The organism is Streptomyces sp. NPDC058240 (genome assembly GCF_042882135.1).
Classification (GTDB): domain Bacteria; phylum Actinomycetota; class Actinomycetes; order Streptomycetales; family Streptomycetaceae; genus Streptomyces.
Genome location: NZ_JBHVWT010000004.1, coordinates 137,751 through 158,580, shown reverse-complemented (window position 1 = coordinate 158,580; position 20,830 = coordinate 137,751). Strand labels below are relative to the sequence as shown.

19 protein-coding genes and 5 tRNA genes are annotated in these 20,830 nt (G+C 72.4%); 15 read left to right on the top strand and 9 right to left on the bottom strand.

Annotation, left to right across the window (positions count from 1 at the left end):
* Window positions 1-26: 26 nt before the first annotated feature.
* The 6 genes from ACFVX4_RS10800 (at window position 27) to ACFVX4_RS10775 (ending at window position 9,263) form a co-directional block, all read left to right on the top strand.
* Entirely contained in the window at window positions 27-893 is an 867-nt protein-coding gene (locus ACFVX4_RS10800; RefSeq protein ID WP_389974332.1) for a MetQ/NlpA family ABC transporter substrate-binding protein, read from the top strand.
* A 140-nt stretch (window positions 894-1,033) separates the two neighbouring features.
* Complete coding sequence (locus ACFVX4_RS10795; protein WP_266421830.1) at window positions 1,034-1,681, top strand: GNAT family N-acetyltransferase; 648 nt, start codon at window positions 1,034-1,036, stop codon at window positions 1,679-1,681.
* A 107-nt stretch (window positions 1,682-1,788) separates the two neighbouring features.
* Window positions 1,789-3,027 carry a precorrin-6y C5,15-methyltransferase (decarboxylating) subunit CbiE gene (gene cbiE, locus ACFVX4_RS10790; protein WP_389974329.1) on the top strand — a complete coding sequence of 413 codons (1,239 nt, stop codon included), beginning with the start codon at window positions 1,789-1,791 and terminating at the stop codon, window positions 3,025-3,027.
* A 333-nt stretch (window positions 3,028-3,360) separates the two neighbouring features.
* Window positions 3,361-6,840 carry a nicotinate-nucleotide--dimethylbenzimidazole phosphoribosyltransferase gene (gene cobT, locus ACFVX4_RS10785; RefSeq protein ID WP_389974326.1) on the top strand — a complete coding sequence of 1,160 codons (3,480 nt, stop codon included), beginning with the start codon at window positions 3,361-3,363 and terminating at the stop codon, window positions 6,838-6,840.
* A 248-nt stretch (window positions 6,841-7,088) separates the two neighbouring features.
* Complete coding sequence (gene cobA, locus ACFVX4_RS10780) at window positions 7,089-8,345, top strand: uroporphyrinogen-III C-methyltransferase (protein WP_389974323.1); 1,257 nt, start codon at window positions 7,089-7,091, stop codon at window positions 8,343-8,345.
* Between the two features lie 99 nt (window positions 8,346-8,444).
* Window positions 8,445-9,263: an RNA methyltransferase gene (locus tag ACFVX4_RS10775; protein ID WP_266421840.1), complete on the top strand. Its 819-nt coding sequence runs from the start codon at window positions 8,445-8,447 to the stop codon at window positions 9,261-9,263.
* Window positions 9,264-9,267: 4 nt separating this feature from the next.
* Here ACFVX4_RS10775 and ACFVX4_RS10770 read toward each other — a convergent pair whose 3' ends face one another.
* Window positions 9,268-10,608 (bottom strand): serine/threonine-protein kinase, encoded by a 1,341-nt coding sequence (locus ACFVX4_RS10770; RefSeq protein ID WP_389974319.1) that lies wholly within the window; start codon window positions 10,606-10,608, stop codon window positions 9,268-9,270.
* A gap of 606 nt (window positions 10,609-11,214) precedes the next feature.
* Between ACFVX4_RS10770 and ACFVX4_RS10765 the strand changes: the two genes are divergently transcribed.
* From ACFVX4_RS10765 to ACFVX4_RS10755, 3 genes are all read left to right on the top strand, one after another.
* Entirely contained in the window at window positions 11,215-11,421 is a 207-nt protein-coding gene (locus tag ACFVX4_RS10765; protein ID WP_385326634.1) for a hypothetical protein, read from the top strand.
* Between the two features lie 281 nt (window positions 11,422-11,702).
* On the top strand, window positions 11,703-12,674 hold the full coding sequence (locus ACFVX4_RS10760) for a phosphotransferase family protein (protein WP_389974316.1): 972 nt from the start codon (window positions 11,703-11,705) through the stop codon (window positions 12,672-12,674).
* A gap of 68 nt (window positions 12,675-12,742) precedes the next feature.
* Entirely contained in the window at window positions 12,743-13,027 is a 285-nt protein-coding gene (locus ACFVX4_RS10755; RefSeq protein WP_389974313.1) for a zf-TFIIB domain-containing protein, read from the top strand.
* 121 nt (window positions 13,028-13,148) lie between these two features.
* Here the strand turns inward: ACFVX4_RS10755 and ACFVX4_RS10750 are convergent.
* The 5 genes from ACFVX4_RS10750 to ACFVX4_RS10730 all read right to left on the bottom strand — a co-directional run bounded on the left by ACFVX4_RS10750 (window position 13,149) and on the right by ACFVX4_RS10730 (window position 13,595).
* A tRNA-Val gene (locus ACFVX4_RS10750) sits at window positions 13,149-13,223 on the bottom strand.
* 23 nt (window positions 13,224-13,246) lie between these two features.
* Window positions 13,247-13,318, bottom strand: a tRNA-Val gene (locus ACFVX4_RS10745).
* A gap of 20 nt (window positions 13,319-13,338) precedes the next feature.
* Window positions 13,339-13,410, bottom strand: a tRNA-Val gene (locus ACFVX4_RS10740).
* Between the two features lies 1 nt (window position 13,411).
* Window positions 13,412-13,485: transfer RNA gene (locus ACFVX4_RS10735), tRNA-Cys, on the bottom strand.
* Window positions 13,486-13,522: 37 nt separating this feature from the next.
* A tRNA-Gly gene (locus ACFVX4_RS10730) sits at window positions 13,523-13,595 on the bottom strand.
* 163 nt (window positions 13,596-13,758) lie between these two features.
* Here ACFVX4_RS10730 and ACFVX4_RS10725 point away from each other — a divergent pair.
* The 3 genes from ACFVX4_RS10725 to ACFVX4_RS10715 are packed head-to-tail and all read left to right on the top strand — an operon-like array spanning window position 13,759 to window position 16,493.
* The gene (locus ACFVX4_RS10725; RefSeq protein WP_389974838.1) at window positions 13,759-14,793 is read left to right on the top strand and encodes a chorismate-binding protein; all 1,035 of its coding nucleotides are present in this window, start codon (window positions 13,759-13,761) and stop codon (window positions 14,791-14,793) included.
* Entirely contained in the window at window positions 14,793-15,614 is an 822-nt protein-coding gene (locus ACFVX4_RS10720; protein WP_389974311.1) for an aminotransferase class IV, read from the top strand. Before ACFVX4_RS10725 ends, ACFVX4_RS10720 begins: the two co-directional genes overlap by 1 nt.
* 42 nt (window positions 15,615-15,656) lie before the next feature.
* The gene (locus ACFVX4_RS10715) at window positions 15,657-16,493 is read left to right on the top strand and encodes a GNAT family N-acetyltransferase (RefSeq protein ID WP_389974308.1); all 837 of its coding nucleotides are present in this window, start codon (window positions 15,657-15,659) and stop codon (window positions 16,491-16,493) included.
* 12 nt (window positions 16,494-16,505) lie between these two features.
* Here ACFVX4_RS10715 and ACFVX4_RS10710 read toward each other — a convergent pair whose 3' ends face one another.
* Window positions 16,506-17,021 (bottom strand): DsbA family protein, encoded by a 516-nt coding sequence (locus tag ACFVX4_RS10710; RefSeq protein ID WP_389974306.1) that lies wholly within the window; start codon window positions 17,019-17,021, stop codon window positions 16,506-16,508.
* A 202-nt stretch (window positions 17,022-17,223) separates the two neighbouring features.
* Between ACFVX4_RS10710 and ACFVX4_RS10705 the strand changes: the two genes are divergently transcribed.
* From ACFVX4_RS10705 to ACFVX4_RS10695, 3 genes are all read left to right on the top strand, one after another.
* Complete coding sequence (locus ACFVX4_RS10705) at window positions 17,224-17,685, top strand: hypothetical protein (protein WP_266421856.1); 462 nt, start codon at window positions 17,224-17,226, stop codon at window positions 17,683-17,685.
* 224 nt (window positions 17,686-17,909) lie between these two features.
* Complete coding sequence (locus tag ACFVX4_RS10700) at window positions 17,910-18,929, top strand: LacI family DNA-binding transcriptional regulator (protein WP_389974302.1); 1,020 nt, start codon at window positions 17,910-17,912, stop codon at window positions 18,927-18,929.
* 275 nt (window positions 18,930-19,204) lie between these two features.
* On the top strand, window positions 19,205-19,360 hold the full coding sequence (locus tag ACFVX4_RS10695) for a hypothetical protein (RefSeq protein ID WP_266421860.1): 156 nt from the start codon (window positions 19,205-19,207) through the stop codon (window positions 19,358-19,360).
* Window positions 19,361-19,364: 4 nt separating this feature from the next.
* On the opposite strand, the gene ACFVX4_RS10690 is transcribed toward ACFVX4_RS10695, so the two are convergent.
* Both ACFVX4_RS10690 and ACFVX4_RS10685 read right to left on the bottom strand, forming a co-directional pair.
* On the bottom strand, window positions 19,365-19,952 hold the full coding sequence (locus tag ACFVX4_RS10690; protein ID WP_389974299.1) for a CGNR zinc finger domain-containing protein: 588 nt from the start codon (window positions 19,950-19,952) through the stop codon (window positions 19,365-19,367).
* 310 nt (window positions 19,953-20,262) lie between these two features.
* The gene (locus ACFVX4_RS10685) at window positions 20,263-20,676 is read right to left on the bottom strand and encodes an SsgA family sporulation/cell division regulator (RefSeq protein ID WP_003959770.1); all 414 of its coding nucleotides are present in this window, start codon (window positions 20,674-20,676) and stop codon (window positions 20,263-20,265) included.
* Between the last annotated feature and the right edge of the window lie 154 nt (window positions 20,677-20,830).

The following is a 20,830-nucleotide window of genomic DNA, read 5'->3' as shown; positions in this document are numbered from 1 at the left end:
CTCACCACCAGAAAGAGGCACTTTTCGTGCGTAAGAACATCAAGATCACCGCAGCTGCCGCAGCCACCGCCGCCATCGCCCTCGGCCTCACCGCCTGCGGTACGTCGTCCGACCCGGGCGCCAAGAGCGGGACCGGTGCCAAGGCCGACACCTCCAAGGCGCTCGTCGTCGCCGCGTCCCCGACGCCGCACGCCGACATCCTGGACTTCGTCAAGAAGAACCTGGCGGAGAAGGCGGGCCTCAAGCTGGAGGTCAAGGAGTTCACGGACTACGTCCTGCCGAACACCGCCACCGAGACCGGCCAGGTCGACGCCAACTTCTTCCAGCACCAGCCGTACCTCGACGACTTCAACAAGAAGAAGAACACCCACCTCGTCTCGGTCGGCACCGTCCACCTGGAGCCCCTCGGCCTGTACTCCAAGAAGGTCAAGGACCTGAAGGACATCAAGGCCGGCCAGACCGTCGCCGTCCCCAACGACACCACCAACGAGGGCCGCGCGCTCCAGCTCCTCGCCGAGAACGGCCTCATCACCCTCAAGGCCGGCGTCGGCACCAGCGCCAAGCTGAGCGACATCACCGACAAGAAGGGCCTGGAGTTCAAGGAGCTGGAGGCCGCCACCGTGCCCCGTGCCCTGAACGACGTCGACGCCGCCGTCATCAACGGCAACTACGCGATCGAGGCCGACCTCAAGCCCTCCAAGGACGCCCTGGCGCTCGAAAAGGCCGACGGCAACCCCTACGCCAACATCATCGCCGTGAAGAAGGGCAACGAGAAGGACCCCCGCGTCCAGAAGCTCGTGAAGCTCCTGCACTCCGACGAGGTCAAGAAGTTCATCGAGGACACCTACCAGGGCTCCGTCATCCCGGCCTTCGGCACCGCCGCCAAGTCCTGACACCCGCACGGCATTTGTCCCAGGAGCCCCGCGCACCCCACCGAGGGGGCGCGGGGCTCCGTCGTACGGACCCGCCCATGCGCGACATCGGGCCGATGCTGCATGCTGTGCCTTTAACGGTCTTCGGCATGGAGCTGCGCATGACTTCCACCTTTCCGGACATCTCCATCAGCACGGATCGGTTGGTGCTGCGCCCCTTCGACATGGCGGACGTCCCCGCGTACATCGAGATGATGAACGACGAGCTGGTCGTCGCCTGGACCGAGGCCCCCCACCCCTACACCCAGGTCGACGCCGAACGCTGGGTCCGCCGGATCGCTCCCGCCCAGCGCACCACCGGCGACGGCATCGTCCTCGCCGTCACCGAATTCCTCACCCAGCGGCTCGTCGGCTCGGTCCGGCTCCGCAACACCGACTGGCGCACCCTCGCCACCGAGGCCGCCTACATCACCGCCCCCTGGGCCCGTGGCGAGGGATACGCCACCGAGTCCGTGCTGGCGGTGGCCCAGTGGCTCTTCCGGGACCAGGGCTTCGAGCGCATCGAACTGCGCACCGCCGCCGACAACACCGCCTCCCAGCAGGTCGCCCAGAAGCTCGGCTGCATCAGCGAGGGAGTCCTGCGCAACGCCCGCATAGCGCGCACCCGGACCGAGAACGGCACGGACGGCGGCTGGACCGACATCCGGACCGACCTGATCGTCTGGGGCCTGCTTCCCGAGGACCTCGAAGGCGTCGCCGAGCAGCTCGCCGACGCGGGCGGCTACGGCGCCTACAACGACTGGAACTGACCCCGCGAAGGGGCCCTGACCCCAGGTCGGCACGGACCGGGTACTCTCACCCTGCCCGCCCCTCACCAACATCCCCACCTGCGACGACTCCAGGAGACTGACGACAGATGGCCGATCGGGTCACCGTGATCGGCTGGGACGGCTCGCCACTGACCGGAGCGGCCACGGCCGCCCTCTCGGCCGCCACGCTCGTCGCCGGAGCCGCCCACCACCTCGCACTCCCCGAAGTCCCGGCGAACGCCGAACGGATCCGCCTGGGCTCCATCGACCTGGCCGCCCGCCGGATCGCCGGCCACCGGGGCAGCGCCGTGGTCCTCGCCGACGGAGACCCCGGCTTCTTCGGAGTCGTCCGCAACCTCCGCGCACCCGAACACGGCCTGGAGGTCGAGGTCGTCCCGGCCGTGTCCTCCGTCGCCGCCGCCTTCGCCCGCGCGGGAATGCCGTGGGAGGACGCCCGGACGGTCGTCGCCCACCCCCGCACCCTGCGCCGCGCCGTCAACGTCTGCCGTGCCCACCACAAGGTCGCCGTCCTCACCTCGCCCGGCGCGGGCCCCGCCGAACTCGCCCTGCTCCTGGAGGGCGTCCACCGCACCTTCGTCATCTGCGAGGAACTCGGCACCGCCCGCGAACAGGTCACCGTCGTCACCTCCGACAAGGCCGCCGACCACGTCTGGCGCGACCCCAACGTGGTCATCGTCATCGGCGGCGGCCCCGAACCGCAGGCCACCGGCGCCTGGATCGCCGGCAGTCACCCCGCCCACCCCCACGGCGTACGCGGCTGGGCACTGCCCGCGGAGGCCTACCCGGGCGCTGCCGCCGAGGGCGGCGGGGAGAGCGGCGAAGGCGAGTCCCCGGGGCTGCGCGCCGCCCAACTGGCCCGCCTGGGGCCCCGGACCGGCGACCTCCTCTGGGACATCGGCTCCGGCAGCGGGGCCCTGGCCGTGGAGGCCGCCCGCTTCGGCGCGGCGGTCCTGGCCGTCGACAGCGACCCGGCCGCCTGTGCCCGTACCGCCGCGGCGGCACGGGCGTTCGGGGTCCAGCTCCAGGTCGTCGAGGGCCGGGCCCCCCATGTGCTGGAACGGCTGCCGGAACCCGACGTCGTACGGATCGGGGGCGGCGGGGTCCCCGTCGTCACCGCCGTCACCGAACGGCGGCCGGAGCGCATCGTGACCCATGCCTCGACGCGGGACGAGGCCGAGGCGCTCGGCGCTGCCCTGGGCGGGAACGGATACACCGTCCGGTGCTCGCTCCTCCAGTCCGTCGAACTCGACACGGCCGCATGGTCGGAGCGCGAACGCGCGGTCGTGTTCCTGCTCTCGGCGCTGCGTTCGGACCTCGCCCCCTGACCCGGTCGGCGTACAGCGCGAGGTAGGCTGGCCGATCGTTGCACCGCGGCTGGACGTTCGTCGCTTCGTTCGTCAATGTCCGAAAAAGGGGACCGTTTTGGCCCCCGTTGTGGTACGGCAGAACCGGGGGATGCGCGACGTGGCGCAGTCCACAGCGGGCCGTGGCGAAATGAGCTGCCGCGGCGGCGAACGGCCGCGAGAATGCAGTATGTCCGCGACCGTTTCGTGCCGCGCGACGCGCCCGCTCGTTCTTGTTGACGAGCGTCGGCGTGCCGTGGTCGGGCGTCCCGGGCGATGGGCCGAAGGAGCACTGACGATGGGCGAGGGGTACGCATGAGTGACACCGGCCAGATCCCGGGTGAGGGACTGCCGGAGAACGCAGGCATGGTGGAGCAGCCGGGCATCGCCGCCCCGGATGCCTACACCTACCTCGCTCCCTCCGAGCATGTCTCCGAGGACGACGACCTCCTCCTGATGCCGAGCCCCCAGGGCGCCTGGAGCGACCCGCAGGCCGTACCGGCCCCGGGCCAGTACCCCGAGGGCGTCGCCGCCCAGGCGCCGCTGCCCGGACAGGGCGCCTACCAGGCCGTGGCACAGCCCTATGCCCAGCCGGCCGGCGAGACCCCCGCGCAGCCCCAGGGACCCGTCCAGGTCCAGGTGCAGGAGCCCGTCCAGACGCAGGCCCCGGACGCGTACACCGCTCAGCAGGCGGTGGCGGAGCCGCTGCCCGAGACCGGCCAGGGGACTCATGAGTCCGGCGGCCGCGACTCCGGTTCGGTCGACCTGAGGGGCGTACGCATTCCGTCGCCCACCCCGGCCCCCGCTCCGGCGGCCCAGGCGCCGGTGCGCCGACCGCTGCACCGCGGCCCGGTCGCGGCCGACGGCTCGCCGTCCTACGGCGGGACGCCGACCGGCGGAGTGGTGCGCTCGCTCGCCGACCGCGGACCCGCGGGCGCGCCCCGGACGCAGACCCGGACCCCGGCCCCCGCGAGGCACGCCGGTCCGCCGACCACCGGCCCGGAGTACTTCGAGGCGCCGGGTGAGGACGCGTCCGCGCTGCCGGGCCCGCAGCTCGGGGAGATCCTGCCGCAGGGCGGCAGCCCGTGGGCGGCCCAGCCGCCGCAGCCGGAGGCCGCACCAGTGGCGGCAGAATCGGTCGTTCCGGCTCCGGTCGCCGACTCGGTACCGGCGGCACAGCCGGTCGCCGAGCCGATGCCGGCGGCGCAGCCGGTTCAGGCCGCTCCGGCCGTGGTGCAGGACGCCGAGGCCGCTCCGGCCGCGGTCGCTCCCACCGCCGAGCCGGTACCGGCCGCGGTCGAGACGCCCGCCGAAGACCCCGTCGACGCCGGGGCGCCCGTCGAAGCGGTCGTGCCGCAGGACGCCGCGGAAGCCGTTCCCATGGGCCAGTTCGTGCCCGTCGAGGGTTCGGTGCCGACGACTCCGCACCTGGCCCCGACGCCCGCAGCGGAGCGGACCGTCGAGGCGGAGCCCGAGCCCGAGCCCGAGGCCAAGCCTGTGGCTATCGCCATGGAGCCTGTGCAGACCCCTCAGCCGGACGTCGCGGCGGCCGTGACGGCCGTCACGGCCGGGGGAGTCATCGAGCCTTCCGAGGCCGCCGCGAACACCGAGCCCGTCGCGACCGCCGAGCCCGTCGAGGTCGTCGAGGCCGTCGATCCGGTCGTGAACGCCGAAGCCGTCGAGGCCATCGAGAACGCCGCGCCGGCCGAAGCCCTCGAGCCGGTCCCCGCTCCCGCGCCCGCCCCCGAGGCCGAGGTGCTGACGGCGCCCGAGCCGGAGGCCGAACAGGGACCGGAGGTCATCGAGACCCCGGACATCACGGCCCCCTCGGACACCGCGGACATCGTGGACACCGTGGAAGCCACCCCTGTCGCGGAGCCCGCAGCGGCGGCGCCCGGTACGAAGGAGACCACGGAGGCCCCGGAGGCCGGGCACGTGGAATCCGTACAGCCCGAAGCCCGGACCCAGGAGCCCGCCGAGGCTGCCCAGGCCCCCGAGCAGGAAGCCGCCGAGGCGGAGGCCCCCGAGGCGTCCGAGTCCGACGAGGCCGCGGCTCCCGTCGGCCCGCCGGCCCCCGGCTACGACGACGCCGAGCGCGAGGCGGTGCTCCGCGTCATGCGTGAGCGCCGCGACATCCGCAACGGCTTCCGCAACGACCCCATCCCGCACGAGGTCCTGCTCCGCGTCCTCGAAGCCGCGCACACGGCGCCCAGCGTCGGCCACTCGCAACCCTGGGACTTCGTCGTCATCCGCTCGGCAGAGACCCGCCGCTCCATGCACGAACTGGCACAGCGTCAGCGCGACGCCTACGCGAAGTCGCTGCCCAAGGGCCGGGCCAAGCAGTTCAAGGAACTGAAGATCGAGGCCATCCTCGACACCCCGGTGAACATCGTCGTCACCGCCGACCCCACCCGCGGCGGCCGCCACACCCTCGGCCGGCACACCCAGCCGCAGATGGCCCCGTACTCCTCCGCGCTCGCCGTCGAGAACCTCTGGCTCGCCGCGCGCGCCGAGGGACTCGGTGTCGGCTGGGTCAGCTTCTTCGACGAGCGCGAAATGGTCCGCGCCCTGGGCCTGCCCGAGCACCTCGAAGTCGTCGCCTACCTGTGTGTGGGCTACGTCGACGAGTTCCCCGAGGAGCCCGAGCTGATGCAGGCGGGCTGGTCCAAGCGCCGCCCGCTGTCCTGGGTCGTCCACGAGGAGACCTACGGCCGCCGCGCCCTGCCCGGCGAGGAGCCGCACGACCTGCTGCAGGAGACCATCTCCAACATCCGCCCGCTGGACGCCAAGGCGCTCGGCGAGGCGTGGGAACGCCAGAAGCGGATGACCAAGCCGGCCGGCGCGCTCGGCATGCTGGAGATCATCTCGGCGCAGCTGTCCGGGCTCTCCCGGATGTGCCCCCCGCCGATCCCGGAGCCCGCGGCCGTCGCGATCTTCGCGGGCGACCACGGGGTGCACGCCCAGGGCGTCACGGCCTGGCCGCAGGAGGTCACCGGCCAGATGGTCGCCAACTTCCTCGGCGGCGGCGCGGTCTGCAACGCCTTCGCGGCCCAGGTCGGCGCCGAGGTGTGCGTGGTCGATGTCGGCGTGGCCATGGAGCTGCCCGCGACGCCCGGCCTGCTGCCCCGCAAGGTGCGCGCCGGAACGGCCGACTTCACGACCGGACCCGCGCTCACCCGCGAGGAGGTGCTCGCGGCGATCGAGGTCGGCATCGAGACCGCCCGCGATCTGGTCGCGGCAGGCAACAAGGGCCTGCTCACCGGTGAGATGGGGATCGCCAACACCACGGCGTCGGCCGCGCTGATCTGTGTGTACACGGGCATGGACCCGGCCGAGGTGACCGGTCGCGGTACCGGCATCAACGACGAGATGCACGCCCGCAAGGTGGACGTGGTCCGCCGCGCCCTCGAACTCCACCAGCCCGACGCGGCCGACCCGATCGGTGTCCTGGCAGCGGTCGGCGGCCTGGAGCACGCCGCGATGGCCGGCTTCCTGCTGGGCGGCGCCTCGCTCCGTACGCCCGTCATCCTCGACGGCGTGAGCGCGGGAGCCGCGGCCCTGGTCGCCCGTGCCATCGCCCCCGAGGCCCTGGCCGCCTGCATCGCGGGCCACCGCAGCGCCGAGCCAGGCCATGTCGCCGCGCTCAACAAGCTGGGCCTGCGCCCGCTGGTCGACCTCGACCTCCGCCTCGGCGAAGGAACGGGCGCGCTGCTGGCGCTCCCGATCGTGCAGAGCGCGGCGCGGGCGATGCACGAGGTGGCGACGTTCGACTCGGCGGGCGTCACCGAGAAGTAGTACGTCACCGAGAAGCAGTACACGGCCATGCTCGGCCCGGACCGGCGCCTCGGGCGCCCGGTCCGGGCCGAGCCACGGTTCAGGGCAGGGGCCGAGCTCCGCGCAGCGGCCCCCGCCCGCTCCACCGGCCCGCCCCGCGCCCCGAAGCACCCCGTATCGTGGACGCACGCCCCGCAAAACCGCACGTCACAGCCGCTCCACCGTCGCAGCGGCCCGCACCCCGCATCGCACGAGGAGTCCGCACCGCCATGGCCGAGCACGCCGATCACCCCGCGTACCCCGTCGGACTGCGCCTGAGCGGGCGCCGCGTCGTCGTCGTCGGCGGCGGCCAGGTCGCGCAGCGCCGCCTCCCGGCGCTCATCGCGGCCGGCGCCGACATCACCCTCGTGTCGCCGTCCGCGACCCCCTCCGTCGAAGCGATGGCCGACGCCGGTGAGATCCGCTGGGAGCGCCGCCGGTACGCGGACGGGGACCTGACCGACACCTGGTACGCGCTGATCGCCTCCGACGACGACGCCGCGAACGACGCCGCGTCCGCCGAGGCCGAGCGCACCCGTACCTGGTGCGTGCGCAGTGACAACGCCGACGTGGCCACCGCATGGACCCCGGCCACCGGCCGCAGCGAGGGCGTGACCGTCGCCGTCCTCTCCACCGACGCCCAGGGCCGCGACCCGCGCCACTCCGCCGCCGTCCGCGACGCCATCGTCGAGGGACTGCGCGACGGCACGCTCACCGCCCCGCACCACCGCACCCGGCCCACCCCCGGTGTCTCCCTGGTCGGCGGCGGTCCCGGCGACCCCGACCTGATCACCGTGCGCGGCCGTCGCCTCCTCGCCGAGGCCGACGTGGTCATCGCCGACCGTCTCGGCCCGCGCGACCTGCTCGACGAACTGCCGCCGCACGTCCAGGTGATCGACGCGGCGAAGATCCCGTACGGCCGCTTCATGGCGCAGGAGGCGATCAACCAGGCGCTCATCGAGCACGCCAGGGCGGGCAAGGCCGTCGTACGGCTCAAGGGCGGCGACCCGTTCGTCTTCGGCCGGGGCATGGAGGAGGCCCAGGCGCTCGCCGCCGAAGGCATCCCGTGCACCGTCGTCCCCGGCATCTCCAGCTCGATCTCGGTACCCGGCGCGGCCGGAATCCCCGTCACCCACCGAGGCGTCGCCCATGAGTTCACCGTCGTCAGCGGTCATGTCGCCCCCGACGACGAGCGCTCGCTGGTCGACTGGGCGGCGCTCGCGCAGCTGCGCGGCACCCTCGTACTGCTGATGGCCGTCGACAAGATCGGCGCCATCGCGAAGGCCCTCGTCGCCCACGGCAAGTCCCCGGACACCCCGGTCGCCCTGGTCCAGGAGGGCACCACGGCATCCCAGCGCCGCGTCGACGCGACCCTGGCGACCGTCGCCGAACGGGCCGCCGCCGAAGAGGTACGTCCCCCGGCCGTCATCGTCATCGGCGACGTCGTCGCCGTCGGCACGGGCGCCGCACCGCACCCCGCCGAGTAGCCGGCCAGGACGCCTCCGCACCCCCACCGAGTAACCAGCGGTAACGGATCTTCTCCCGAGCCGTTGGCACCACACACCGGACAAGGCAGTATCGAACCCGTGGCTGATCTCATCACCGTCGACGACCCCGACGACCCCCGCCTGCGCGACTACACCGGACTCACCGACGTCGAACTCCGGCGCAGGCGGGAGCCCGCCGAGGGCCTGTTCATCGCCGAGGGCGAGAAGGTGATCAGACGCGCCAGGCACGCCGGGTACGAGATGCGGTCGATGCTGCTCTCGGCGAAGTGGGTCGACCTGATGCGCGACGTCATCGATGAGGTCCCGGCCCCGGTGTACGCGGTCAGCCCCGAGCTCGCCGAGCGCGTCACCGGCTACCACGTCCACCGCGGCGCCCTCGCGTCGATGCAGCGCAAGCCGCTGCCGACGGCCGACGAACTGCTGACGACGACCCGCAGGGTGGTCGTCATGGAGGCCGTCAACGACCACACCAACATCGGGGCGATCTTCCGCAGCGCAGCCGCCCTCGGCATGGACGCCGTACTGCTCTCCCCGGACTGCGCCGACCCGCTCTACCGGCGCTCCGTCAAGGTCTCGATGGGAGCGGTCTTCTCCGTTCCCTACGCCCGTCTCGACACCTGGCCCAAGGACCTGGAGGCCGTACGCGAAGCGGGCTTCAGGCTCCTCGCGCTGACCCCGGACGAGAAGGCCGGAAGCATCGACGAGGCGGCACCGCACCGGATGGACAAGGTGGCGCTGATGCTGGGCGCCGAGGGCGACGGGCTGTCCACCCGGGCCCTGGTCGCCGCCGACGAATGGGTACGCATCCCGATGGCGCACGGCGTCGACTCGCTCAACGTGGGAGCGGCCGCGGCGGTCGCGTTCTACGCGGTGGCATCGGGCCGCCCGCAGAACTGACCGGCTACCGGAGCTGCCGGCTCTGGGGCGGGGCCTCGACCTGGGTCTGCGTCCGGGTCTCGTTCCGCCCCGGATCCGTGCCCAGCCCGCGCGAGGGCCCCTGGCAGCCCTGGGCCGCCGCGATGCCGAGCGCCACCAGCAGCGTCACCACGACGAAGACGACGAGCCGCTGCCGCAGCAGCCGCGGATTGGCGGGACGCAGCCCCGCCGAAGTCGTACGGGTCCCGGGCCGCGTACCCGGCCGACCGTTCGTCCCGTTCGTCCCCTGCGGGCGCCTGCCGGGCCGGGTGGTGTCGCGCGGCGGCCGCTGCTGCTGAGGGCGCGAACCACCGGTCCGGGGCGACCCCGCCCGCGACGACGAGGACGGCCTGCTGCCCTGCGGTTGCTTCTGCTTCTGCTGACGGGGCGCGGGAGGAGCCGAACGCCGCGTCTGCTGCTCGGTGTACGGGCCGTCGAGACGGCCGGTCGGCCGGTCCAGCTCCTGTGTCGAACGCTGCACGGGCGGTCGGCCCTCGTGCAGCCCCTGCGCCTCCCGCGCCGCGATCTCCTTGAGCCGCATGGAGAGTTGGAGCGTGCTCGGCCGCTCCTCGGGGTCCTTGGCCAGGCAGGCGCTCACCAGCGGCGCGAGCGCGTCGTGCACGTCGTGCAACTGAGGCTCCTCGTGCACCACGCGGTACAGCATCACCTCGGAACTGCCGTGCCCGAAAGGCGAGTCGGCCATCGCCGCGTACGCGAGCGTGGCACCGAGCGAGAACACATCGGTCGCGGGCGTCACGGCCGCGCCGCGCACCTGCTCGGGTGCGAGGAATCCCGGCGAGCCCACTGCCGTACCGACATGGGTGAGGGTGGAGGCCCCGGTCGCCCAGGCGATCCCGAAGTCGATGATCCGGGGGCCCTTGGGGGAGAGGAGGATGTTCGACGGCTTCAGGTCACGGTGGACGACACCGGCCTCGTGCACCGCCACCAGGCCCTCGGACAGCGCGGCCCCGATCGAGGCCACCTCGGCCGCCGACAGCGGCCCCTCCTCGGCCACCTTGTCGTGCAGCGAGGGCCCCGGGACGTACTGCGTGGCGAACCACGGACGGTCCGCCTCCAGGTCCGCGGCCACCAGACGCGCGGTGCAGCCGCCACGGATCCGCCGGGCGGCGGACACCTCGCGCGCGAAACGGGAGCGGAACTCCTGGTCCTCCGCCAGATCCGGGCGGATCACCTTCAGTGCCACCCGCTGGCCCCGCCGGTCCGAACCCAGGTAGACGACACCCATGCCGCCTGCCCCGAGCCGCCGGTGCAGCCTGAACGAGCCGACGACACGCGGGTCCTCGCGCCGGAGCCGCATCATCGCCATGTCTGCCCATCCCCGCTGCCTGGTCCGCCTGACGAGGCACAGCTTACGTACCCGGCGCCCGGGGTGCTCAGAGGCCGCGCCCTCGCCGGTCGATCGATTGTCGGTGCGCGGCGCGGCCGATGACAGGGCGTCCGGCCGGAGCGGATCCCCTGCCGGACAGGCCCGGACCCCAAGGCGGTTGCGGCGACGGGAGGTTGGAGCCGCACCGGTCGGCCGGCCGGTCCTCGCGCGCCCCGGCCCGGACGGACGCGCGCGGCCCCCGTCGGCGCCCCGGGGCCGACGGCCGGGAACCCGGGGAATGAAGGGTGAGTGAAGTCACGGTGACCGTGGCCGTGCGCACCGGCGGGCCGCGCCGTCCAACGACTCCGACGCCGCGAGAAGTTCGCCGCGCCCCCTCCGGGATGTCCCCGGGATCAGGCGCCCGGTCTCCACCCAGGGGAGTACGCCGAAGGACCGGGGCTCATCCTCCGGGAGGCCCGGCAATCGGTACGCGGGCATGACGCCCTCCGCCCCGCGCGTCCCTAATGTTGAGGTCAAGCGGCGGGTGCAGCACTCGTCCCCCGAGGTCACACGCCCGCCGCCCCACATCGAGCCAGGAGAGGAACCATGGCGGACACGGCAACGCGGACCATGATCCGCACGGGACGCAGGGGCCATGCCTCGTTCGGCAGCCGCCCGTCGTCCGGTACGCGCCACCCACTCGTGGCGACGGCAATGGTTCTTCCTCTGGCGGCCCTGCTCGTGGTCGTCTTCGGCGGCTGGGACGCAGTGGTCACACAGGCGTCGTCCGTGGGCGTGATGCTGGGGCGCTGAGCGGCGCCCCGGGTCCGGAAGAGCGGTCCGGACCGGGACATCCGGCCAACAACCCCGTGGGGACGGGGGTGCGGCGGACGGCAGCGTTTGTCCGGTCAGCTGGGGAGCTGACCGGACATCGCGCTGTCCGGGGCCGTTCGCAACGCAGCGGTGATCGCACCGGACGGCATCGGCGCCGCCGTGACGATCTGCCCGTCCGCGACCCCGCACGGCGCGCGTACGCTCATCGGCGGGCCCGCGCGGATCGGGCCACCCGTACCTGTCCGCCACCGGGGGAGACCGTGACCACCGCAGTCGTACGCGCGCTGGGCGCCCTCGCCCACCGGGCCGCCCACGCACACCCCGAGGACCCCTGCGCCTGCCCGCCCCCGACGGTGCTCGCGGACCGTGCGGACGGCACGGTGGTCCGCAGCGGGGCCGTCGTCGCCAAGGCTCACGCCCCCGGCACGGACACCCCCGGCCTGCTCACCCGCCTGACCCTCGCCAACGATCCGCACCTCACCGGCATCCTGCTCGCCCCACTGGCACCCCACCCCGCCGCACCGTCCGCTTCCCTCCACGACCGCCCCGTCACGCTGTGGCCGCACGGCCGACCCGTCGACCCCGGCGACCCGGACGGAGCCCCCTGGGAAGAGGCCGCCGCTCTGCTGGCCGGGCTGCACCGGGCCCCGGCCCCGTCCTCCCTCGCGCTCCCGCCCATGCGGGGCCCCGCGAAGGCCGCGCTCGCCGTCGCCCGGATGCGCGCCGCCCGGCCGGCCGACCCGGCCACCGCCCCCGTAATCGAAGCCTGGCACCGCCTGCCGGCCTGGGCCCGCGACGAAGCCGCCGCACCCCCGCACCGTTCGCGCTTCCTCTGCCACGGAGATCTGCACCTCGGCCAGCTCGTCCGCCACCCGGCCCCGCACGGACCCTGGCTGCTCATCGACGTCGACGACGCCGGTCTCGGGGACCCCGCCTGGGACCTCGCCCGCCCCGCCGCCTGGTACGCGGCCGGGATCCTGCCCCCCGAGGTCTGGCTCCGCTTCCTGGACGCCTACCGGGCAGCGGGCGGTCCCGCCGTACGGGCCGAGGGCGATCCCTGGCCGGAGCTGGATGTGCCGGCCCGCGCCCTGACCGTCCAGGCCGCCGCGCTGGCCTTTGCCAAGTCCGCGGCGGAGGACCGGAATCCGGATGACGTGGAGCAGACGATGATCGACGCCTGTGCCCGAATCGCATCCCTCCCGCCCGAGTTGGGCGCCGAACACTCGTCGTAGGCTGAACCGACCGTCGACGGGCATGCATTCCGGCGACGGCGACCCGACGGCGAGGAGTGAGCCGAACCATGCAGTGTCCCAAGTGCCACGCGCAGATGCACACGTACAACCGCAACGGCATACAGATCGAGCAGTGCAGCGGCTGCCGGGGAATCTTCCTCGACTACGGCGAGCTGGAGTCCCTCACCCGCATCGAGGCGCAGTGGACGCAGCAGGCCCCGCCCGCACCGCCGGCCCCGCAGGCCTACCCGGCCGCCCCGGCGCCCGCCTGGGGCGCCCCGCAGCACCATGGCGGCCACAACGGCGGTCACTACCGGCACAAGAGCTTCGGCCGCATGCTCTTCTCGTCCTGAACCGGTCGGCGCCCGACCGCGGGCCCGGACGCCTTCCGTCCGGGCCCGCAGTGCGTCCGTACCGGCACTCGTACGCCGGGAACGACAAAGCCCCGGTCGTCGGGACGACCGGGGCTTTTGCTGGTGCGCGATACTGGGATTGAACCAGTGACCTCTTCCGTGTCAGGGAAGCGCTCTCCCGCTGAGCTAATCGCGCAGGGTGAACCTGCGTATACTGCGTGCGCGATACTGGGATTGAACCAGTGACCTCTTCCGTGTCAGGGAAGCGCTCTCCCGCTGAGCTAATCGCGCGGGGGATCCTTGCGGATCAGTGGACGATACTGGGATTGAACCAGTGACCTCTTCCGTGTCAGGGAAGCGCTCTCCCGCTGAGCTAATCGTCCTTGGAGGTGGAGACGGGATTTGAACCCGTGTAGACGGCTTTGCAGGCCGTTGCCTCGCCTCTCGGCCACTCCACCAGGAGTGGGGGCTCGGGAAGATCCCCCACTTTCTGCGAGCGGACGACCAGGTTCGAACTGGCGACCTCAACCTTGGCAAGGTTGCGCTCTACCAACTGAGCTACGTCCGCTTGTCTTTCCCGGTCCGCTTGCGCGTCCCGGCGACGTGTTGAACTCTAGCGGATTCCCGGGCCAGTACAAAAACGCGTTTGTGCAGCGTGCTGAGGTGCACCCGACCCGGCGCAGGTCATCGTGCGCCGCCCTAGACTCGACGGCGTGCACGACCTCGCTCCAATGGCCCGCTTCGGCGGCCTCGTCGCCTCCGATCTGCAGGACGTGACCAGTGATCCCACAGCCCTCGAATCGTCCGGCTTCTGGGCCGTGTCCGCCGATTTCGAGGGCCGACTCGTCTGCGCGCGCTTCGGCTCCGTACGTACGCGGGCGGTACCCGCACCCGTGCGGGGCGCCTGGCGCGGGCCCGCAGCCGGTGACTGGAACTCGTCGCTGGACCGCGCCGCGTACATCGCGGGCGTACGGCGGATCCGCGAGTACATCGCGGCGGGCGAGGTCTACCAGGCCAACCTCTGCCGGGTGATGACCGCGCCCCTGCCCGACCCGGGCGCCGCGGATGTGGACGCGCTGACCGCGCTGCTCGCCCGTGGCAACCCCGCCCCGTACGCAGGAACGATTCGGCTTCCCGGGCACGGCGTGGAGATCGCCACCGCGTCCCCCGAACTCTTCCTGAGCCGGGACGGCCGGACCATCGAGTCGGGGCCGATCAAGGGCACCGGCCGCACCGAGGCCGATCTGCTGGAGAAGGACCACGCGGAGAACGTGATGATCGTCGACCTGGTCCGCAACGACCTGGGCCGGGTCTGCGCCACCGGATCGGTCACCGTCCCCGACCTCTGCGTGGTCGAGAAGCACCCCGGCCTGGTCCACCTCGTCTCCACCGTGCGCGGCGAGCTCGCCGAGGGCGTCGGCTGGCCCGAGCTCCTCGACGCCGCGTTTCCGCCCGGCTCCGTCACCGGGGCACCCAAGTCCAGCGCCCTGCGGATCATCGAGGAGCTGGAGACCGCACCGCGCGGGCCCTACTGCGGAGGCATCGGCTGGGTCGACGCCGACCGCCGCACCGCATCGCTCGCCGTCGGCATACGCACCTTCTGGATCGACCGGACCGGCACCGCCCCGGTCCTACGTTTCGGTACCGGGGCCGGCATCACCTGGGGCTCGGACCCGGAACGCGAGTGGGACGAGACCGAACTCAAGGCGTCCCGACTGCTCGCTGTAGCGTCGGGCGCTCACGAAGCAACCGGAAGGACCGCGTGATGAGGATTTGGGTCAACGGCGAACTGCGCGACGCCGAAGACGCCAGGGTGTCCGTGCTCGACCACGGACTCACCGTGGGGGACGGCATCTTCGAGACGGTGAAGACCGTCGGCGGCAGGCCCTTCGCCCTCACCCGCCACCTCGACCGGCTGACCCGCTCGGCCCGCGGCCTCGGACTCCCCGCCCCCGACGTCGACGAGGTCCGCCGCGCCTGCGCCGACGTCATCGAGGCCAACCCGATGGCACTCGGCAGGCTGCGCATCACCTACACCGGAGGACTCTCCCCGCTCGGCTCCGACCGCGGCGACGCCGGCCCCGGCCTGGTCGTCGCCCTCGGCGAGGCGGCCCGCCGTCCCGACACCACCGCCGTGATCACGGTCCCCTGGACGCGCAACGAACGCGGTGCGCTCACCGGGCTCAAGACCACTTCGTACGCCGAGAACGTCGTCGCCCTCGCCCGTGCCCACGAGCACGGTGCTTCGGAGGCGCTCTTCGCCAACACGGCCGGGCAGCTCTGCGAAGGAACCGGGTCCAATGTCTTCGTCGTCCTCGACGGGCAGCTGTACACCCCGCCGGTCGCCTCCGGCTGCCTGGCCGGGATCACCCGCGCGCTGGCCGTGGAGTGGACGGGCGCACAGGAGACCGAGCTGCCCTTCGACGTCCTGGAGCGGGCCGAGGAGATCTTCCTGACCTCCACCCTGCGCGATGTGCAGGCCGTCCACCGGGTGGACGGCCGGGAGCTGCCCGGCGGGCCCGGACCGGTGACCGCCAAGGCCATGCGGATCTTCGACGAGCGGGCCGGCGACGACCTCGACCCGTAAATCGGGGTGACGGGCAGGGCCCCAGCGGATAGAACATCTCCGATGACCACCACCCTCCGGCCGACCGGGCCGATCCAGCAAGGCACCGACGGTGCGAAGAACCACGCGTACGACGTGTGCGACAACGGGCGGCCCGTCGGCTCCCTGGAGATCGGCACCGACGCCGCGTTCGGTACGGCCACCGGCGAGCTGCGCTCCCTGACCATCGACGAACCGAGCCGGCGCCGGGGCCGCGGCACCATCGCCGTGCTCGCCGCCGAGGAGGTGCTGCGCGGATGGGGCTGCGGCCAGGTGCACCTGTCGGTGCCGGAGGGCAACGAGGGGGCCGGGCGCCTGACGGCCGCACTCGGGTACACCGAACGAAGCCGCAACATGCTCAAGGACCTCGGCCCGACGGCCCCCGTGCTCCCGGACGGTGTCGTGGCCAGGGAGATGACGGCCGAGGAGTTCGCGGCCTGGCAGCGCACCAGTGTCGACACGTACGCACAGTCCTGGATCGACCAGGGTGTTCCGGTCGAGCAGGCCATGCACAAGTCCCGCTCCGACCACGCACGTAACCTGCCGGCCGGAATGGACACCGAGGGCATGCACTTCCATGTCCTCGTCGCCGGGGGAGTGGTCGCCGGCCATGTGTGGGTCTCGGTGCGCGAGGGTGACGACGGCGAGGCGACCGGCTTCGTCTACGACGTGGAGGTGGACGAGGAGTACCGGGGCCGCGGCCACGGGCGTGCCCTGATGCAGCAGGCGGAGCACATCACCCTGGCCGCGGGCGCCCGACGCCTCGGACTGCATGTGTTCGCCGCCAACACGCCCGCCCTGCGGCTGTACGAGTCGCTCGGATACCGGACGACTCAGTACAACCTGGCCAAGAGTCTCTGAGGGCCGGGCCGCTCAGCCCCGCTCGGTGAGCAGCCGGTCGGCGATCTCCTCGATCCGTTCGCGCAGCCCGTCCTGGCTCTTGCCGCCGTCCAGCCGCTCGTCGCCGATCACATACGTCGGGGTGCCGGTGACTCCGATCGCCTTGCCCTCGGCCTGGTCGGCGTCGACGATCAGCATGTGGCGTCCGTCGATCAGCGCGGTGTCCATCTCCTCGGCGTCCAGGCCGAGTTCCCGCGCCAACTCGACGAGCAGCGGCTCGCCGGTGCGTGCGAGATCGGCGGTACGGGCGAGCACCGCCTCGATGTACGGCCAGTCCTTGCCCTGGGCCGCCGCCTCCTCGGCGGCCTGCGCGGCGGCGAAGGCGTGCTTGTGCTTCTCCAGCGGGAAGTGCCGCAGCCGTACGTCCAGCCGGTCGCCGTACTTGGCCCGCAGGGCGTGCACATCGGTGAGGGCCTGGTGACAGTCGGGGCACTGGAGCTCGCACCAGATGTCGAGGACGACGGGGGCCGCAGGGGTGGAATCGCTCATGCGGCCAGTCTCCCAGGGCCCGCGCGAGCCTCCCAATCGGCATCCGGTCCGCCCCGGCTCCGTACGATCCGCGCACCGCCGATCGACACCTGGGGAGGATCCCGGCCCTGAAATGTCCCTGATGCGGTTCCGGATCGTGGCCGCCGGGCCGGTCACCGGTGCAGGATGGAAGGGACGTTTCCCCTTGCGCCTGGAGGCACCGATGCTTGCCGAGACCATCTGCTCCGCGGTGTCAGCGGCGGGCCTGGGCATCGCCGCCGTCACCGCTTGGCGAAAGCGCTTCCTCGCCGCGACCCGGATCGCCGCCTACTCCCTGGTCCCGATCGCACTGGTGCTGACCGGGGTCGTGGACTGGGTCGCCGGAATCGCCTTCAAGCCGAGCGTCTGGCTCGGTTTCGGGCTGCTCGCGGTGGCCTGGCTGCTGTTCACGACCACGCGCGCGATCGAGCGCCGAGGCGGCGGCACCCGTAAGGAGCGCAGGGCCGCCGCACGGGCGGCACAGGGCGAGGCGGTCGCCCCCGCGGCCTCGGCACCCTCTCTGGGGTCGGGGCTCCCGGAGTCCCGGGCGCAGGCGCGCCCGAAGGCGAAGTCCCGGCAGCAGTCCGACGCGCCGGGCGAGGACTTCAGCGACATCGAGGCCATCCTGAAGAAGCACGGCATCTGACCCCTGCCCCCGTCCCGGTCCGGGGGCAGGGGGTGTCCATGGCGAGTGAATCGATTCATCGATGATTCTTGACGGTGTACGGACGCGGGGCTAGCTTGTCCCGATCGGATTGAAACAATTCATTCAGCGGGTGGGCGGCCCGGGAGGCCGGCCCGTAATGCCGTCCGTACGATGGGGACACGCCGCGGACCGGTGCGGCCGAAGTCATCAGTGGGGCAGGGCAAGTGGCGCGTGTGGCAGGGATCAAGGATGTGGCCCGGCAGGCCGGAGTCTCCGTGGGCACCGTGTCCAACGTGATCAACCGGCCCGAGGCGGTGCTGCCGGAGACCCGTGCCCGGGTGCTCGCCGCCATCGAGGAACTCGGCTACGTGCGCAGCGAGTCGGCGCGCCAGCTCAGGGCGGGCCGCAGCCGGATCATGGCCCTGCTCGTCCTCGACATGGGCAACCCGTTCTTCGTGGACGTGGCCCGTGGTGCCGAGCGCGCCGCCCGTGCGGCCGGTCTCGGTGTCATGGTCTGCAACAGCGACCAGAGCCCGGCGGAGGAGGCCGAGTATCTCGGACTCTTCGCCGAGCAGCGGGTCTGCGGCGTCCTGGTCACCCCGGCCGACGCGACCGGCCGGAACCTGGAGGCGTTCAGCCGTCACCGGATCCCCTTCGTGCTGGTGGACCGGGTGGCGCCCGGCACGGGGGCCTGCGCGGTCTCCGTCGACGACGTCCGCGGCGGCGCGCTCGCCGTCGGTCATCTGGTCGCGGCCGGTCATCGCTCGGTGGCGTACGTCAGCGGACCGGGCGACCTCCATCAGATCAGGGACCGGCGCGAAGGCGCCCTGTCGGCCCTCGCGGACGCCGGGCTGCCGCCCGAGGCGCTCGTCGAGATCCCTTCCGACCGGCTGGACGTGGCGGCGGGCCGCGATGGCGGAGCCCGGCTGCTCGGCCTCGTGCCCCGGCCGACCGCGGTGTTCTGCGCCAACGACCTGCTCGCCCTGGGCGTGCTCCAGGCCCTGTACGCGGCGGGCGTCGGGGTGCCGCACGACATCGCCATCGTCGGCTACGACGACATCGAGTTCGCCGCCGCCGCTGCCGTCCCGCTCACCTCGGTCCGCCAGCCCGCGGTCGTGATGGGCAGGATGGCCGCGGAGCTCCTGCTGGAGGAGTCGGACGACGAGGACGGCACCCACGAGCACCGCAGTGTGGTGCTCCAGCCGGAGCTCGTGGTGCGGGCCTCCAGCTCGACGCCACGCTGAGGCCGCGGCGCTGCATCCGGTCGCCTGCCTGCCCGCCGGATCCCGAATTCACCGCGTACGGGACGGTGTTGGCCGATCGGGTCGTTCGCAGGTCGGCGTATCGGCCTTCGGCTCCGCGTAGTTGCGGCACGGGAGCGCTCCGGGTGTCGTACCGAATGCGTGGCGGCCGATCGGACGCAGGAGCGAATTCTGACCGGTCGGGGTGGGTGAACTCCCGGTGCGAAAAGGCGTATTGATCGCCAACGGGGTCCCGAGTGAGTCATGATCGTCCCGAGATGGTGGACACCTCCCGGGGCGATGCCCCCGCACCCCCTGCCGAAGAGCCGCGCGGCTGCCTCTTCGCGCTTTCCCAGCCCCCTTTGATGATCTTCCTCACGGTGGTCGGCGGCCTGCTGCTGATGGCCGCGTTGCATGATCTCTTCATGCTGTGAGCGGTCAGCCGGCCGCTTCCTTGCGGCGTGCCCGGTATGCGGCCACATGCAGACGGTTGCCGCAGGTGCGGCTGGAGCAGTAGCGGCGGGAGCGGTTTCGGGACAGGTCGACGAAGGCGTGCCGGCAGTCCGGCGCCTCGCACCGCCGCAGCCGTTCCTGCTCGCCCGCCACCACGATGAAGGCCAGCGCCATGCCGCAGTCGGCCGCGAGGTGGTCGGCGATCGACGCGTCGGGTGCGAAGTAGTGCACATGCCAGTCGTAGCCGTCGTGGTTGCTGAGCTGCGGCGTCGTGCCGGCGGCGGCGACGAGCGCGTTGACGAGCGAGGCGGCGGCCTGGGCGTCGTCCGTCGCGAAGATCTCGGCGAAGCGCGTCCGTACGTCCCGTACGGCCCGCAGGTCCTTCTCGTGGAGCTCGCCCACGCCGCTGATGCGATGGCGCCGCGCGAAGTCGTACAGCGCTTCGATGTGGGCGAGGCCGTCGCTCCGCTCGCCTTCCGGCTGCCCGCTCGACGGTGGTTCGCTCTCCGGTGCGGTGTTCACCAGGTCGACCACCGTGTCGAGGGCGATCCGGGTGTCGTGGGGGATCAGCACGCTTTCGCTCCCTGCCTCCGGCGGGCCGGTGTCCGCCGATGCGGGCTGACTCTACTGGCTCGGCCGCGGCGCACAGCGGCCCGAGAGGGCCCGCAGGGGGCGCGGGGAGCGGATACCGGCCACGGGTGGGTACCCGTGGCCGGTGGGCGGCTGCCCGGGGCGTGAGGGGGTGCTAAGTGCCCGGGGCGCGCGCACCGGCGCCGTCACCACGGTGGATTCCGCGATGACGGCGCCGGTGTCAGCCGTATGAAGTTTTCCGCGCGGCGCCGTCGCCCCGAGTCGGACGGCGCCGCGCAGCTCTCGGCCTGGCTCAGCTCTCGGCCAGGATGTGTGAGAGCTCCGTATCGAGGTCGAAGTGACGATGCTCGGTGCCTGGCGGCACCGCGGCGTCGGTCCGCTTCAGGAACGACTCCAGGGCCCTCGCCGGGGCTTCGAGCAGTGCTTCGCCCTCTGGGGAGCTCAGCGCGATGCAGACGACGCCCTGGCCGTGACTACGGGATGGCCAGACGCGGACGTCTCCGGTGCCGGTGGGCCGGTGCAGCCCCTCGGCAAGGAGGTCGCGGGCGAATACCCATTCGACCGTCTCCTCCGCTCCGGTATGGAAGGTGGCGTGCACGGCATACGGATCGGCCGTGTCATACCGCAGGCCCGCGGGTACAGGCAGTGAGGACTCGCTCGACACAACGAGGCGCAGGTGCAGCTCGCAGCTGACCGTGGTGTTCATAAGCGCCAGGGCCTTTCGCTCAGTGTGCGCTCGGGGATTCGCACGTCGGCGAAATCGACATGCCACCTACGGTGGCGTTGTAAACCCCTCTGACCTTTTTGTGTTCCTTCAGGTAGCTCGTACGGCGGTGTGTAACTTTCGGTTATGCGGCCAT

Coding starts and splice junctions, on each gene's coding strand:
- cbiE (WP_389974329.1), top strand. CDS start 1,789: ATGGCCGATCGGGTCACCGTGATCGGCTGGGACGGCTCGCCACTGACC.
- ACFVX4_RS10715 (WP_389974308.1), top strand. CDS start 15,657: ATGACCACCACCCTCCGGCCGACCGGGCCGATCCAGCAAGGCACCGAC.
- cobA (WP_389974323.1), top strand. CDS start 7,089: ATGGCCGAGCACGCCGATCACCCCGCGTACCCCGTCGGACTGCGCCTG.
- ACFVX4_RS10695 (WP_266421860.1), top strand. CDS start 19,205: ATGGTGGACACCTCCCGGGGCGATGCCCCCGCACCCCCTGCCGAAGAG.
- ACFVX4_RS10720 (WP_389974311.1), top strand. CDS start 14,793: ATGAGGATTTGGGTCAACGGCGAACTGCGCGACGCCGAAGACGCCAGG.
- ACFVX4_RS10685 (WP_003959770.1), bottom strand. CDS start 20,676: ATGAACACCACGGTCAGCTGCGAGCTGCACCTGCGCCTCGTTGTGTCG.
- ACFVX4_RS10765 (WP_385326634.1), top strand. CDS start 11,215: ATGGCGGACACGGCAACGCGGACCATGATCCGCACGGGACGCAGGGGC.
- ACFVX4_RS10710 (WP_389974306.1), bottom strand. CDS start 17,021: ATGAGCGATTCCACCCCTGCGGCCCCCGTCGTCCTCGACATCTGGTGC.
- ACFVX4_RS10795 (WP_266421830.1), top strand. CDS start 1,034: ATGACTTCCACCTTTCCGGACATCTCCATCAGCACGGATCGGTTGGTG.
- ACFVX4_RS10770 (WP_389974319.1), bottom strand. CDS start 10,608: ATGGCGATGATGCGGCTCCGGCGCGAGGACCCGCGTGTCGTCGGCTCG.
- cobT (WP_389974326.1), top strand. CDS start 3,361: ATGAGTGACACCGGCCAGATCCCGGGTGAGGGACTGCCGGAGAACGCA.
- ACFVX4_RS10705 (WP_266421856.1), top strand. CDS start 17,224: ATGCTTGCCGAGACCATCTGCTCCGCGGTGTCAGCGGCGGGCCTGGGC.
- ACFVX4_RS10755 (WP_389974313.1), top strand. CDS start 12,743: ATGCAGTGTCCCAAGTGCCACGCGCAGATGCACACGTACAACCGCAAC.
- ACFVX4_RS10725 (WP_389974838.1), top strand. CDS start 13,759: ATGGCCCGCTTCGGCGGCCTCGTCGCCTCCGATCTGCAGGACGTGACC.